Raw genomic sequence first — 13,332 nt, 5'->3', positions numbered from 1 at the left:
TGACGACACCCACTGCCCCCACCAAGCAAAGCGGAGCTGCCGCCATGCCGTCCAACGACGCCCGGACACTCCTTCGAACCGCCGTACCCGCTGCTGCCGTCGGCGCTGTCGCCGTCCTGGTCGCCGCGCTGGTCGGCGGCGGCGAAGGGGCGCTCGGGGCACTCGTGGGCACGGGGGTGTCGCTCGCTTTCATGGGGGGTGGGCTGGTGGCACTCCAGCGCACCGCGAAGCGGCTGCCGCAGCTCTTCCAGGCCATGGGGCTCCTGCTCTATGTGCTCCAACTGCTGCTGCTGTTCGTCTTCCTGGCAGTGTTCAAGGGCACAGAGCTGTTCGACTTCAAGGCGTTCGGTTTCACACTGCTCGCCGTCACCATCATGTGGATCGCCGCCCAGGCGCGCGCCTACATGAAGGCAAAGATCCTTTACGTCGACCCCGACTCGTCCGAGGCCCAGAAGCCTCAGAAGACCGGGTCCCCGACGTGAAGGGTAGGGCCGGGATAAATGGCCGTTCGAGATGCTGCTATCGTCCGGTGCCAACTGCGGCACTGCGGGCGCGGGCATTCGAGCTGACGCCTGTCCCAGCGCGAGGCTCGATGCCGAACCGCCCCGCCCAGCTTTCCAAGACCACCAGTCCAGTGCCGACCCGCGGCTTCCTGCCGCGCCGACACAACGAGGTTGCCGTACCTATGCGCCACGCTGAAGGAGCCCGCGGTGAGTGCTGACACAACGCTTGCCTTTGATGCGAGCTGCCACATTTTCTCCGGATGCGGGTTCCCGGCTCCGGGCCTCCACACCTTCCTGTACAAGCCGATGTTCGAGGTGGCGGGCTTCGAGTTCACGAAGCCCATGCTGCTCGCGCTGCTCAGCACGCTCGTGATCGTCGCCTTCTTCTGGGCGGCCTTCAACAAGCCGAAGCTGGTGCCCGGCAAGGTCCAGATGATCGGTGAGGCCGGGTACGACTTCGTCCGCCGCGGCATCGTCTACGAGATCATCGGCAAGAAGGACGGCGAGAAGTACGTCCCGCTGATGGTGTCGCTCTTCTTCTTCGTCTGGATCATGAACGTCTGGTCGATCATCCCGGTCGCCCAGTTCCCGGTCCCGTCGCTGATCGCCTTCCCGGCCGGCCTCGCGCTGATCGTGTACGTGCTCTGGGTCTCGCTGACCTTCAAGAAGCACGGCTTCGTCGGCGGCTGGAAGAACATCACCGGTTACGACAAGTCGCTGGGCTGGGTCCTGCCGCTCGTCGTGGTCATCGAGTTCTTCTCGAACCTGGTCATCCGGCCCTTCACGCACGCGGTGCGACTGTTCGCGAACATGTTCGCCGGCCACCTGCTCATCGTGATGTTCACCCTGGCCTCCTGGTACCTCATGAACGGCATCGGAATCGCCTACGGCACCGTGTCCTTCGTCATGGTCCTGGTGATGACCGTCTTCGAGCTCTTCATCCAGGCCGTCCAGGCTTACGTCTTCGTGCTCCTGGCCTCCAGCTACGTCCAGGGCGCACTCGCCAAGGGCCACTGAGCCAGCACGACCGGGCCGGCGCGCAGCGCGGGCCTCGCCCCCCAGAACCAACAGACGTCCGGTGGCCAACCCCCACCGGTCCGTGAAAGAGAAGGAAGTAACGGCATGTCCGCTGCTCTCGAGCTTGTCAACCTCGCTGCCGGTGCCAAGGAGAACGTCGTCGGCAACGTCGCCTCCATCGGCTACGGCCTCGCCGCGATCGGCCCCGGCGTCGGCGTCGGCATCATCTTCGGTAACGGCACCCAGGCCCTCGCGCGTCAGCCCGAGGCCGCCGGCCTGATCCGCACCAACCAGATCATGGGCTTCGCCTTCTGTGAGGCTCTCGCCCTCATCGGCATCGTCATGGGCTTCGTCTACCAGTAAGCCCGGACCGACAGCCAACTACCTTTCACGGAAGGCACTGATGTGAACGCTCTGTTCCTTGCGGCGGCGGAGGAGCCTCAGAATCCTCTGATCCCGCATCTCGACGAGCTGGTCATCGGTCTGATCGCCTTCGTCATCGTCTTCGGCTTCCTCGCCAAGAAGCTCCTCCCGAACATCAACAAGGTTCTGGAAGAGCGCCGCGAGGCCATCGAAGGCGGTATCGAGAAGGCCGATGAGGCCCGGATCGAAGCCGAGAGCGTCCTGGAGCAGTACAAGGCTCAGCTCGCCGAGGCCCGCCACGAGGCCGCGCGCCTGCGCCAGGAGGCGCTGGAGCAGGGCACTGCGCTCAAGGAAGACCTGCGCGCAGAGGGCCAGCGGCAGCGCGAGGAGATCATCGCTGCCGGTCACGCCCAGATCGAGGCCGACCGCAAGCAGGCTGCTCTGACGCTGCGTCAGGACGTCGGCAAGCTCGCCACCGACCTGGCCGGCAAGCTGGTCGGCGAGTCCCTCGAGGACCACGCCCGCCAGAGCCGCACCATCGACCGTTTCCTCAACGAGCTTGAGGAGAAGGCCGAGGCCGCCCGATGAACGGCGCGAGCCGTGAGGCCCTGGGCAACGCCCGGAGCAGCCTCGACGCGCTGACGGACACCCCGTCCGTCGACGCGACGAAGCTGGCCGGCGACCTGGCCGCCGTCACCGCGCTGCTTGACCGCGAGGTCTCGCTGCGCCGGGTCCTGACCGACCCGTCGCAGCCCGGCGAGGCCAAGGCGGAGCTGGCCGGGCGCCTGCTCACCGGTCAGGTGGACGGCGCGGCCGTCGACCTGGTCAAGGGCATGGTCCGCTCGCGCTGGTCGCAGTCGCGCGACCTGGTCGACGCGACGGAGGAGCTGGCGAACACCGCCGACCTCACCGCCGCTCAGCAGGCCGGCTCCCTCGACAACGTCGAGGACGAGCTGTTCCGCTTCGGCCGGATCGTCTCGTCGGACGCCGCGCTCCGTTCCGCGCTCACCGACAAGGCGGCCACCGCCGCCGCCAAGAGCTCGCTGCTCCGCAGCCTGCTCGGGGGTCGGGCCGAGCAGGTCACCGAGCGTCTGGTCGTCCGTCTTGTGACGCAGCCCCGTGGACGTAGCCTGGAAGCGGGACTCGAGTCCCTCTCCAAGCTCGCCGCGGAGCGCCGCAGCCGGATGGTCGCGGAGGTCACCTCCGCGGTGCCCCTCACCGACCAGCAGAAGCAGCGCCTCGGCGCCGCCCTCGCCAAGATCTACGGTCGCGAGATGCACCTGAACCTCGACGTGGACCCCGCGGTCCTCGGCGGAATCCAGGTCCGCGTCGGCGACGAGTTCATCAACGGCACGGTCGCGGAGCGCCTCGACGAGGTCTCCCGGCGCATGGCCGGCTGACGCCGGTACCCGTATCACGTACGCAGCACCACGCATTGCCAGCGGCCCGGTTGGGCCGCAGAGGATTCCTGGGGGCCGACCCCAGACCCCTAGAAAACTTCGGGCCCAACAAGGAGAGCAGGGAACCCAGATGGCGGAGCTCACGATCCGGCCGGAGGAGATCCGGGACGCACTGGAGAACTTCGTCCAGTCGTACAAGCCGGACGCGGCCTCGCGCGAGGAGGTCGGAACTGTCAGCGTTGCCGGCGACGGCATCGCGAAGATCGAGGGACTTCCCTCGGCCATGGCGAACGAGCTGCTGAAGTTCGAGGACGGAACCCTCGGTCTCGCCCTCAACCTCGAAGAGCGCGAGATCGGCGCGATCGTCCTCGGCGAGTTCAGCGGAATCGAGGAGGGCCAGCCGGTGCAGCGCACCGGTGAGGTGCTCTCCGTCGGCGTCGGCGAGGGCTACCTCGGCCGCGTCGTCGACCCGCTCGGCAACCCGATCGACGGCCTCGGCGAGATCGAGACCGAGGGCCGCCGCGCCCTGGAGCTGCAGGCTCCGGGCGTCATGGTCCGCAAGTCCGTGCACGAGCCGATGCAGACCGGCTACAAGGCCGTCGACTCGATGGTGCCGATCGGCCGCGGTCAGCGTCAGCTGATCATCGGCGACCGCCAGACCGGCAAGACCGCGCTGGCCGTCGACACGATCATCAACCAGCGTGACAACTGGCGCTCGGGCGACCCGAAGAAGCAGGTCCGCTGCATCTACGTCGCCATCGGCCAGAAGGGCTCCACCATCGCCTCCGTGCGTGGTGCGCTCCAGGAGGCCGGCGCGCTCGAGTACACGACGATCGTCGCCGCCCCCGCGTCCGACCCGGCCGGCTTCAAGTACCTGGCCCCGTACACCGGTTCGGCCATCGGCCAGCACTGGATGTACGACGGCAAGCACGTCCTCATCATCTTCGACGACCTGTCGAAGCAGGCCGACGCCTACCGCGCCGTGTCGCTGCTGCTGCGCCGTCCGCCGGGCCGCGAGGCCTACCCGGGCGACGTCTTCTACCTGCACTCGCGTCTCCTCGAGCGTTGCGCGAAGCTGTCGGACGACCTGGGCGCCGGCTCGATGACGGGTCTGCCCATCGTCGAGACCAAGGCGAACGACGTGTCGGCGTTCATCCCGACCAACGTCATCTCCATCACCGACGGCCAGTGCTTCCTGGAGTCGGACCTCTTCAACGCCAACCAGCGTCCGGCGCTCAACGTCGGTATCTCGGTCTCGCGTGTCGGTGGTTCCGCCCAGCACAAGGCGATGCGTCAGGTCTCCGGCCGACTGCGTCTGGACCTCGCCCAGTACCGCGAGCTGGAGGCGTTCGCCGCCTTCGGTTCCGACCTGGACGCGGCCTCCAAGTCGTCGCTGGAGCGCGGCAAGCGCCTGGTCGAGCTGCTGAAGCAGGGCCAGTACCAGCCGATGCCCGTCGAGGAGCAGGTCGTCTCCGTCTGGGCCGGCACCACCGGCAAGATGGACGACGTCCCGGTCAACGACATCCGCCGCTTCGAGAGCGAGCTGCTGGACTACCTGCGCCGCGAGCGCAAGGAGCTCCTCACCTCGATCGCCGAGGGCGCGAAGATGTCCGACGACACCCTGCAGTCCATCGCCGAGGCGATCACCACGTTCAAGGGACGGTTCGAGACCTCGGACGGCAAGTCCCTGGGCGAGGACGCACCGGCCGTCAACGTCTCCAAGTGACGACGGAAGGGACCTGACTCATGGGAGCGCAGCTCCGGGTCTACAAGCGTCGCATCCGATCCGTCACCGCGACCAAGAAGATCACCAAGGCGATGGAGATGATCGCCGCCTCTCGCATCGTCAAGGCTCAGCGCCAGGTTGCGGCTTCCACGCCGTACGCCAGCGAGCTGAACCGCGCGGTGACGGCGGTGGCGACCGGCTCCAACACCAAGCACCCGCTGACCACCGAGGCCGACGCCCCGGCCCGCGCCGCGGTCCTGCTCCTCACGAGCGACCGCGGTCTGGCCGGCGGCTACTCCTCCAACGCCATCAAGGCCGCGGAGCGGCTCACCGAGCGGCTGCGCGGCGAGGGCAAGGAGGTCGACACCTACATCGTCGGCCGCAAGGGCGTCGCCTACTACGGGTTCCGTGAGCGCAAGGTCGCGGACTCGTGGACCGGCTTCACCGACAGCCCGACCTACGCGGACGCCAAGCGCGTGGCCGGCCCCCTCATCGAGGCCGTCACCACCGAGACGGCCGAGGGCGGCGTCGACGAACTGCACATCGTCTTCACGGAATTCGTGTCGATGATGACGCAGACCCCGGTCGAGAACCGGATGCTGCCGCTCAGCCTCGACAAGGTCGAGAAGGAGGAGGGCGCGAAGGACGAGATCCTTCCGCTCTTCGACTTCGAGCCGTCGGCGGAGGACGTTCTCGACGCCCTGCTGCCGCGCTACGTCGAGAGCCGTATCTACAACGCACTGCTGCAGGCCGCCGCTTCCGAGCACGCCGCCCGTCGTCGTGCGATGAAGTCGGCGACCGACAACGCCGGGGATCTCATCAAGAGCCTCTCCCGGCTTGCCAACGCGGCCCGCCAGGCCGAAATCACCCAGGAAATCAGCGAGATCGTCGGTGGCGCCAGCGCCCTGGCCGACGCGACCGCGGGGAGTGACAAGTAAGTGACGACGAACACTGAGACCGCAGTGGCGGCCGTTGCCACGGGCCGCGTCGCCCGGGTCATCGGCCCGGTCGTCGACGTGGAGTTCCCCGTCGACGCCATGCCGGAGATCTACAACGCCCTCAAGGTCCAGGTCGCAGACCCGGCCGAGGACGGCGCCCTGAAGACGCTGACCCTGGAAGTCGCCCTGCACCTGGGCGACGGCCTGGTCCGTGCGATCTCGATGCAGCCCACCGACGGCCTGGTCCGCCAGGCCCCGGTGACCGACACCGGCGAGGGCATCACCGTCCCCGTCGGCGAGATCACCAAGGGCAAGGTGTTCAACACCCTCGGCGAGATCCTGAACAAGCCGGAGGCCAACGCCGAGGTGACCGAGCGGTGGCCCATCCACCGCAAGGCCCCGTCGTTCGACCAGCTCGAGTCGAAGACCGAGATGTTCGAGACCGGCATCAAGGTCATCGACCTTCTCACCCCGTACGTCAAGGGTGGAAAGATCGGTCTGTTCGGTGGCGCCGGTGTCGGCAAGACCGTGCTGATCCAGGAAATGATCTACCGCGTGGCCAACAACCACGACGGTGTGTCGGTGTTCGCCGGTGTCGGTGAGCGCACCCGTGAGGGCAACGACCTCATCGAGGAAATGGCCGACTCGGGCGTCATCGACAAGACGGCCCTCGTCTTCGGCCAGATGGACGAGCCGCCGGGCACGCGTCTTCGCGTCGCGCTCTCGGGTCTGACCATGGCGGAGTACTTCCGCGATGTGCAGAAGCAGGACGTGCTCTTCTTCATCGACAACATCTTCCGCTACACGCAGGCGGGTTCCGAGGTCTCCACGCTCCTCGGCCGCATGCCGTCCGCGGTGGGTTACCAGCCGAACCTGGCCGACGAGATGGGTCTCCTCCAGGAGCGCATCACCTCGACCCGCGGTCACTCGATCACCTCGATGCAGGCGATCTACGTCCCCGCGGACGACCTGACCGACCCGGCGCCGGCCACCACCTTCGCCCACCTGGACGCGACGACCGTGCTGTCGCGCCCGATCTCGGAGAAGGGCATCTACCCTGCGGTGGACCCGCTCGACTCCACGTCGCGCATCCTGGACCCCCGCTACATCGCGGCGGACCACTACGCGACCGCGATGCGCGTCAAGGCGATCCTGCAGAAGTACAAGGACCTCCAGGACATCATCGCGATCCTCGGTATCGACGAGCTGGGCGAAGAGGACAAGCTGGTCGTCCACCGCGCCCGTCGTGTCGAGCGCTTCCTGTCGCAGAACACCCACGTCGCCAAGCAGTTCACCGGCGTGGACGGTTCGGACGTTCCGCTCGACGAGTCGATCACCGCGTTCAACGCCATCTGCGACGGTGACTACGACCACTTCCCCGAGCAGGCGTTCTTCCTGTGCGGTGGCATTGAGGACCTCAAGGCCAACGCCAAGGAGCTCGGCGTCAGCTGACGTCAGGCCCCACCTGTAGTGCAGTGCCGTACGCGTGAGAGGGGCGGGCCCGCCCCGCCCCTCTCTCCGTACACCCCCTAGACTTTGACCCAACACCCGGCAGCCACTGCCGGGTGGTGACCCGAGGAGCCACCCTTGGCTGCTGAGCTGCACGTCGAGCTGGTCGCAGCGGACCGCAACGTCTGGTCCGGCGAGGCCACCCTGGTCGTCGCGCGCACCACGTCCGGCGACATCGGCGTCATGCCCGGTCACCAGCCGCTTCTGGGTGTGCTGGAATCGGGCCCGGTGACCATCCGTACGAGCGAGGGCGGCACCGTCGTCGCCGCCGTCCACGGCGGTTTCATCTCGTTCGCCGACAACAAGCTGTCGCTGCTCGCGGAGATCGCCGAGCTGGCCGACGAGATCGACACGGCGCGCGCCGAGCGGGCGCTGGAAGCGGCGAAGGCGGCGGACGACTCCGCCGCCGAGCGTCGCGCCGACGTCCGTCTGCGCGCGGTGGCGGGACACTGAGTCCTGCCTCACCCCACGTGATCCGCCCTCAGCCGCGGCTCGTACTGGATACTTCCAGGACGGGTCGCGGCTGACGCGGATGCGGAAGCGGACGCCGTCGCGTGGTGTTGTAGTGCTGAAGTGCTTTTCCGTAGCGGTACTGGATGAGGCGAGGAGGTCGTAGGAGATGATCCTCGCTCTGCTTGTGTGCGGCTCTGTCGTCCTGCTGGTGCTGGTGGGGCTGTTCGTCTTCGGGTTGCGCCGGAGGCTGATCCAGCGCTCCGGCGGCACCTTCGACTGCTCGCTGCGCTGGGACACCCCCGAGGAGTCGGACCGGTCCGGCAAGGGCTGGGTGTACGGCGTGGCCCGCTACAGCGGTGACCGGATCGCCTGGTTCCGGGTCTTCAGCTACGCCCCCAAGCCCCGCCGCGTCCTGGAGCGTTCGGCCATCGAGGTCGTCGCGCGCCGGGCCCCGGAGGGCGAGGAGGAGCTGGCGCTGCTGTCCGACGCGCACATCCTGGGCTGCGTCCACCGCGGTACGCGCCTGGAGCTGGCGATGAGCGAGGACGCGCTCACCGGGTTCCTGGCGTGGCTGGAGGCGGCGCCGCCGGGGCAACGAGTCAATGTGGCGTAGACCGGGCGAGGTACTTCGTACGGACGAAAGCCGGGGGAGACGGGGAGCGGTCCCGTCTCCCCCGGCTTTTCCCATGGGGGGAGTCCTTCGTCGTGCCCTGCGGGCTACTTCAGGCCGGAGTCGATCGCCGAGACCAGCTCGCCGTTGGCGGTGTCACCGCTGAACTCCCAGAAGAAGGCGCCGCCCAGGCCCTGTGCCTTGGACCAGGCCATCTTCGAGGTGATGGTCGCCGGGGTGTCGTAGCTCCACCAGTTGGTGCCGCAGTGGGCGTAGGCCGTGCCGGCGACGGTGCCGTTCGAGGGGCAGCTCGCCTTGAGGACCTTGTAGTCCTCGATGCCCTGCTCGTACGTTCCGGCGGCCGGGCCGGTGGCGGTGCCGCCCGGCTCCTTCTGGGTGACGCCGGTCCAGCCGCGGCCGTAGAAGCCGATGCCGAGCAGCAGCTTCTTGGCGGGGACGCCCTTGGCCTTGAGCTTGGCGATGGCCTCGGCGGAGGTGTAACCCGCCTTCGGGATGCCGGTGTACGAGGTCAGCGGGGAGTGCGGGGCGGTCGGGCCCTTCGCGTCCCAGGCGCCGAAGAAGTCGTACGTCATCACGTTGTACCAGTCGAAGGACTTGGCGGCGGTTCCGTAGTCGGCGAGGTCGAGCTTGCCGCCGTCCGAGCCGTCGGCGGAGATGGCCGCGGTGACCAGGTTGCTCGCGCCGAACTTGGTGCGCAGCGCGGAGGCCAGGTTGCCGAGGGCGGCCGGGCCGCTGGTGTCACAGGTGAGACCGCAGGCGTTCGGGTACTCCCAGTCGATGTCGATGCCGTCGAAGACGTCCGCCCAGCGCGGGTCCTCGACCAGCTTGTAGCAGGAGTCCGCGAAGGCGGCCGGGTTCTTGGCCGCGTCACCGAAGCCGCCGGACCAGGTCCAGCCGCCGAACGACCAGATCACCTTGATGTGCGGGTACTTGGCCTTCAGCTTGCGCAACTGGTTGAAGTTGCCGCGCAGCGGCTGGTCCCAGGTGTCGGCGACGCCGTCGACCGACTGGTCGGCGGTGTACGCCTTGTCGTAGTCCGCGAAGGCGTCGCCGATGGTGCACTTGCCGCCCTGGACGTTGCCGAAGGCGTAGTTGATGTGCGTGATCTTGGCGGCGGAGCCGGACGTCACCAGGTTCTTGACGTGGTAGTTGCGGCCGTAGACGCCCCAGTTGGTGAAGTAGCCCAGCTTGACCTGGTCACCGGGCTGGGGGCCGGGGCCGCCGTCGTCGCCGGTGGTCTTCACCGTGACCGATCCGCTGGCCGGACCGGTCTGGTCGGCGGTGTCGCGGGCCTGGACGGCGTAGGAGTAACTGGTGCCCTTGGCCAGGGCGTTGTCGGTGTACGTCAGGCCCGTGACGGTGGCGACCGCCTTGCCGTCGCGCAGGACGTCGTAGTTCTTGACGCCCTTGTCGTCCGTGGCGGCGGTCCAGGTCAGCTTGGCCGAGGTGTCCTTGATGTCGCTCGCGACCGGGGTGCCGGGGGCGGTCGGGGCGGTGTCGCCGGGCTGGGAACCGCCGTCGCAGGAGCCGCCGTTGAGCTTGCAGCCCGACGGGTTGCCGGGGCCGGTGCCGTTGAAGCCGAAGGTGACGGCGGCGCCGGGTGCCAGGGTCCCGTTCCAGGAGAGGTTCTTGGCCGTGTAGTGGTTGCCGGCGGAGGTGAGCGTGGCGTCCCAGGCCGAGCCGGCCTTGGTGCCGGTGGGGAAGTCCCACTCCACGGTCCAGGAGGACAGGGTGGTGGTGCCCGTGTTCTTCACGGTCCACGAGCCTTCGAAGCCCGTGCCCCAGTCCGACTTCTTGGTGTACGTCGCCGTGGCCGAGGGGGCGGCCTGGGCGGGGGAGGCCAGGCCGACCATCGCGGCGAGGGGAAGGGCGAGTGCGGTGAGCGTGGCCGCGATGCGTGTTCTGTAGCGCTGTCGCGTGGGGGTTGCTGTACTCAAGGGTTGCTCCCGAGAGAGGTCCGACATGACGGGGGTGGGACCTGCGCCGCCCGGTGAACACGCCACGGCCCGGATGGAGATGGGGAGGCGGGCCTTGGCGTGCTCACCACACAGTGCGGCGAGCGTGCCAAGGTCTGGACCAATCGTCAAGAGGTCTGGACCAGAGAAGGGGAACTCCCGTTCGGGACCCGGCACCGTTTCAGGAGAGCCCCAACTCCTGTGAGAGGACCGCCGCCTGGACCCTGCTCCGCAGCCCGAGCTTGCCCAGAAGCCGGCTGACATGCGTCTTGACGGTGGCCTCCGCCATGTCGAGGCGCACCGCGATCTCCGCGTTGGACAGCCCCTCGCCGAGCCGCGCCAGCACCTCCCGCTCGCGCCGGGTCAGCGGGTCCAGCACGGCCGGATCGGGAGCGTCCTCGCGGCGCGCGGGGGCGGGCGCGGCGAACTCCGCGATCAGCCGCCGGGTCACGGCGGGCGCGATCAGGCCCTCGCCGCGCGCCACGGTCCGCACCGCCTCCAGCAGGTCCTTGGCCTCGGTGTTCTTCAGCAGGAAGCCCGCCGCGCCGGCCCGCAGCGCCCCGAAGACGTACGCGTCGAGATCGAAAGTGGTCAGGACGAGCACGTCGGCGAAACCGCCGTCGACGACCTGCCGCGTCGCCGACACCCCGTCCAGGCGCGGCATCTGGACGTCCATCAGGACCAGGTCGGGGCGCAGCTCACGGGCCAGGCGCACGGCCTCCTCGCCGTCCGCGGCCTCGCCGACGACCTCGATGTCGGGGGCGCTGCCCAGGATGAGGACGAGTCCCGCCCGCACCGCTGACTGGTCCTCGGCGACGAGCACCCGCACCCGGCCCTCTCCTCGGGGTTCGGCGTTCATATGGGCAGCTCCTTGCTGTTGTCCTCGGCGGGCAGTTCGGCCCGCACCTGCCAGGTCTTCGTGCCGTCCGGGCCGGGGACGGGCCCCGTCGCGAGCACGCCGTGGAGGAGCGCCACCCGCTCCTCCATGCCCACCAGGCCCGCTCCGGAGCCGGGGGCGCGCGGGCCCGCGCGGTCGCCGTCGTACGGGCTGGTCACGGTCACCGTCAGGGTGTCGTCCGCGTGCGTGAGCGCGACGGTGACCGGGCCGGGGGACGCGTGCTTGAGGGCGTTGGTCAGGGACTCCTGGACGATCCGGTACGCGGCCAGCTCGACCGGCGTCGGCAGCTTCAGCCCCGGCGGCCGGGCGTCGTCGAGCGCGAAGGCCAGCCCGGTGTCCGCGGCGAAGGCCCGGGACTGCGCCAGCAGCGCGTCGAGCCCGTCGAGGGTGGGGGCGGCGGCCGGTTCCTCGCTCTCGCCGCCCGCCCGGAGCAGTCCGATCAGCCGGCGCATTTCGGCCAGGCCCTGGACGCTGTTCTCCCGGATCACGGCGAGGGCGCGGGAGGAGGTCTCGGGGGTGTCGATGGAGAGGGCCGCGGTGGAGTGGATGGCGATGGCGGAGAGGTGGTTCGCCACCATGTCGTGCAGCTCCCGGGCCATCCTCGTGCGCTCGGCGAGGACGGCCTGGTTGTGGTCGATCTCGGCGAGCAGGGCGGTCTGCTCGGCGCGCAGCCGGGCGGCGTCGGCGGCCTGGCGGTGGTTGCGCAGGGTGACGCCGGTCAGGGCGGGCGCGAAGCTGACCGCGGCGACGATCAGGCCGAACAGCAGGGCCTCCGCCGTCCTGAACCAGGCGACGAAGCCGATGGTCGTGATCAGCGTGATCATGCCCGTGGTGATCGGGATGCGCCGGGCGGCCGAGGGCGTGCCGTAGACGACGGCTGCGTACACGATGTCCGCGAACATGATCACGGTGGCGAGGTTGCCCCGGGTGAACTGGTCCGCGACCACTCCCAGGGTGGCGAGGACCAGGGCGAGCTGCGGAGAAGACCTGCGGATCAGCTCCAGCGCGGCGAGCAGGGTCAGGGGGAGCAGGGTCACCCAGGCGGGGAGCAGGTCGCGGTTCCCCTGGCTGTAGAGGCCCAGCAGCCACAGCAGCAGTCCGCCCAGCCAACTGCACACGGCGAGCAGGACGTCGTCGCGGTGCGGGCGGAAGGGCGGGCGGCGGAGGGGCACGCCTCCCATCCAACACGGATCTTCCCGGCGCGTCCTCCCCGCGCGGGCCGAAGCCGGGGTACACCGAAGGATGCAGTGGGGTTTCGTCACTGGTGACGATGTACGGCCAGGGGCGTACGGGCGATCGTGGGAGTGCGCTCACCGGAGTGCGTACGGGAGGAGCTGCTGTCGTGATCGTCGCACTGGTCGTCGCGTGTGAAGTGGGCTTCTGGGTGCTGCTGTTGGCGGGACTCGGGCTGCGGTACCTGGCGAAGATGCCCCGGCTGGGGGCGGCGGTGCTGCTGTGCGAGCCGCTGCTGGAGGTCGTGCTGCTCGTGGTGACCGTGCTCGACCTGCGCAACGGGGCGCGGCCGGACTGGAAGCACGGTCTGGCGGCGGTCTACATCGGCTTCACGGTGGTCATGGCGCACCGGGTGATCCGGTGGATGGACGCGCGCTTCGCCCACCGGTACGCGGGCGGGCCGCCGCCGGTGAAGCCGCCGAAGTACGGGTGGGGACGCACGAAGTTCGAGCTGCAGTCGGCGGCGCGGTGGATTCTGGCGTGCGCGATCGCGGCGGGGCTGTTGCAGGGGGCCGTGTGGCTGGTGGGGGAGAGCGGCGACGTCTCCTCCCTGCGGTGGTGGCAGCAGCGGATGGGGGTCGTGGCGCTGATCAACGTGATCATCGCGGCCGCCTACACCTTCTTCCCGAAGAAGGAGCCGGAGGGGACGGCCCTGCGGGAGCCGGAGCGCGTCCAGCGGCCGGGGGCGTTCACCGAGCGCTGAGGC

The 13,332-nt window shown here is 69.0% G+C and carries 14 protein-coding genes; 11 read left to right on the top strand and 3 right to left on the bottom strand.

Features of this window, described 5'->3' with window-relative positions; all coding sequences use genetic code 11:
* The first annotated feature begins 44 nt into the window (after positions 1–44).
* The 10 genes from ACZ56L_RS30730 to ACZ56L_RS30685 all read left to right on the top strand — a co-directional run bounded on the left by ACZ56L_RS30730 (position 45) and on the right by ACZ56L_RS30685 (position 8,522).
* Positions 45–482: a hypothetical protein gene (locus tag ACZ56L_RS30730; protein WP_345229142.1), complete on the top strand. Its 438-nt coding sequence runs from the start codon at positions 45–47 to the stop codon at positions 480–482.
* Positions 483–710: 228 nt separating this feature from the next.
* Positions 711–1,520, top strand: a complete 810-nt coding sequence (gene atpB / locus ACZ56L_RS30725; protein WP_401755879.1) for a F0F1 ATP synthase subunit A — start codon at positions 711–713, stop codon at positions 1,518–1,520.
* 105 nt (positions 1,521–1,625) lie between these two features.
* Positions 1,626–1,883, top strand: coding sequence for an ATP synthase F0 subunit C (atpE, locus tag ACZ56L_RS30720; protein ID WP_189826685.1), 258 nt, complete (start codon positions 1,626–1,628; stop codon positions 1,881–1,883).
* Positions 1,884–1,925: 42 nt separating this feature from the next.
* Positions 1,926–2,471 (top strand): F0F1 ATP synthase subunit B, encoded by a 546-nt coding sequence (locus tag ACZ56L_RS30715; protein ID WP_345228402.1) that lies wholly within the window; start codon positions 1,926–1,928, stop codon positions 2,469–2,471.
* The gene (locus ACZ56L_RS30710) at positions 2,468–3,283 is read left to right on the top strand and encodes a F0F1 ATP synthase subunit delta (protein ID WP_345228401.1); all 816 of its coding nucleotides are present in this window, start codon (positions 2,468–2,470) and stop codon (positions 3,281–3,283) included. The genes ACZ56L_RS30715 and ACZ56L_RS30710 overlap by 4 nt, the downstream gene beginning before the upstream one ends.
* Positions 3,284–3,413: 130 nt before the next feature.
* Positions 3,414–5,009: a F0F1 ATP synthase subunit alpha gene (gene atpA / locus ACZ56L_RS30705; protein ID WP_345228400.1), complete on the top strand. Its 1,596-nt coding sequence runs from the start codon at positions 3,414–3,416 to the stop codon at positions 5,007–5,009.
* A 20-nt stretch (positions 5,010–5,029) separates the two neighbouring features.
* The gene (locus ACZ56L_RS30700) at positions 5,030–5,947 is read left to right on the top strand and encodes a F0F1 ATP synthase subunit gamma (protein WP_345228399.1); all 918 of its coding nucleotides are present in this window, start codon (positions 5,030–5,032) and stop codon (positions 5,945–5,947) included.
* Complete coding sequence (atpD, locus tag ACZ56L_RS30695) at positions 5,948–7,399, top strand: F0F1 ATP synthase subunit beta (RefSeq protein WP_345228398.1); 1,452 nt, start codon at positions 5,948–5,950, stop codon at positions 7,397–7,399. It begins immediately after the preceding gene.
* A 135-nt stretch (positions 7,400–7,534) separates the two neighbouring features.
* Complete coding sequence (locus tag ACZ56L_RS30690) at positions 7,535–7,909, top strand: F0F1 ATP synthase subunit epsilon (protein WP_345228397.1); 375 nt, start codon at positions 7,535–7,537, stop codon at positions 7,907–7,909.
* A gap of 166 nt (positions 7,910–8,075) precedes the next feature.
* Positions 8,076–8,522, top strand: coding sequence for a DUF2550 domain-containing protein (locus ACZ56L_RS30685; protein ID WP_345228396.1), 447 nt, complete (start codon positions 8,076–8,078; stop codon positions 8,520–8,522).
* A gap of 104 nt (positions 8,523–8,626) precedes the next feature.
* Here the strand turns inward: ACZ56L_RS30685 and ACZ56L_RS30680 are convergent, their stop codons facing one another.
* The 3 genes from ACZ56L_RS30680 to ACZ56L_RS30670 all read right to left on the bottom strand — a co-directional run bounded on the left by ACZ56L_RS30680 (position 8,627) and on the right by ACZ56L_RS30670 (position 12,574).
* Positions 8,627–10,477 carry a glycosyl hydrolase family 18 protein gene (locus ACZ56L_RS30680; protein ID WP_401755871.1) on the bottom strand — a complete coding sequence of 617 codons (1,851 nt, stop codon included), beginning with the start codon at positions 10,475–10,477 and terminating at the stop codon, positions 8,627–8,629.
* A gap of 199 nt (positions 10,478–10,676) precedes the next feature.
* Positions 10,677–11,354, bottom strand: coding sequence for a response regulator transcription factor (locus ACZ56L_RS30675; RefSeq protein ID WP_345228394.1), 678 nt, complete (start codon positions 11,352–11,354; stop codon positions 10,677–10,679).
* Positions 11,351–12,574 carry a sensor histidine kinase gene (locus ACZ56L_RS30670; protein ID WP_471067716.1) on the bottom strand — a complete coding sequence of 408 codons (1,224 nt, stop codon included), beginning with the start codon at positions 12,572–12,574 and terminating at the stop codon, positions 11,351–11,353. The genes ACZ56L_RS30675 and ACZ56L_RS30670 overlap by 4 nt, the downstream gene beginning before the upstream one ends.
* Positions 12,575–12,735: 161 nt before the next feature.
* Between ACZ56L_RS30670 and ACZ56L_RS30665 the strand changes: the two genes are divergently transcribed.
* Positions 12,736–13,329 (top strand): hypothetical protein, encoded by a 594-nt coding sequence (locus tag ACZ56L_RS30665; RefSeq protein WP_471067712.1) that lies wholly within the window; start codon positions 12,736–12,738, stop codon positions 13,327–13,329.
* Positions 13,330–13,332 lie beyond the last annotated feature (3 nt).

The organism is Streptomyces sp. NPDC039736, from assembly GCF_055596485.1.
This window is presented reverse-complemented; position numbering and strand designations above follow the sequence as displayed.

Bases quoted from the DNA above. Each gene is read 5' to 3' on its own strand.
- ACZ56L_RS30730 (WP_345229142.1), top strand. From the start codon at position 45: ATGCCGTCCAACGACGCCCGGACACTCCTTCGAACCGCCGTACCCGCT.
- atpE (WP_189826685.1), top strand. From the start codon at position 1,626: ATGTCCGCTGCTCTCGAGCTTGTCAACCTCGCTGCCGGTGCCAAGGAG.
- ACZ56L_RS30710 (WP_345228401.1), top strand. From the start codon at position 2,468: ATGAACGGCGCGAGCCGTGAGGCCCTGGGCAACGCCCGGAGCAGCCTC.
- atpA (WP_345228400.1), top strand. From the start codon at position 3,414: ATGGCGGAGCTCACGATCCGGCCGGAGGAGATCCGGGACGCACTGGAG.
- ACZ56L_RS30700 (WP_345228399.1), top strand. From the start codon at position 5,030: ATGGGAGCGCAGCTCCGGGTCTACAAGCGTCGCATCCGATCCGTCACC.
- ACZ56L_RS30685 (WP_345228396.1), top strand. From the start codon at position 8,076: ATGATCCTCGCTCTGCTTGTGTGCGGCTCTGTCGTCCTGCTGGTGCTG.
- ACZ56L_RS30675 (WP_345228394.1), bottom strand. From the start codon at position 11,354: ATGAACGCCGAACCCCGAGGAGAGGGCCGGGTGCGGGTGCTCGTCGCC.
- ACZ56L_RS30670 (WP_471067716.1), bottom strand. From the start codon at position 12,574: ATGGGAGGCGTGCCCCTCCGCCGCCCGCCCTTCCGCCCGCACCGCGAC.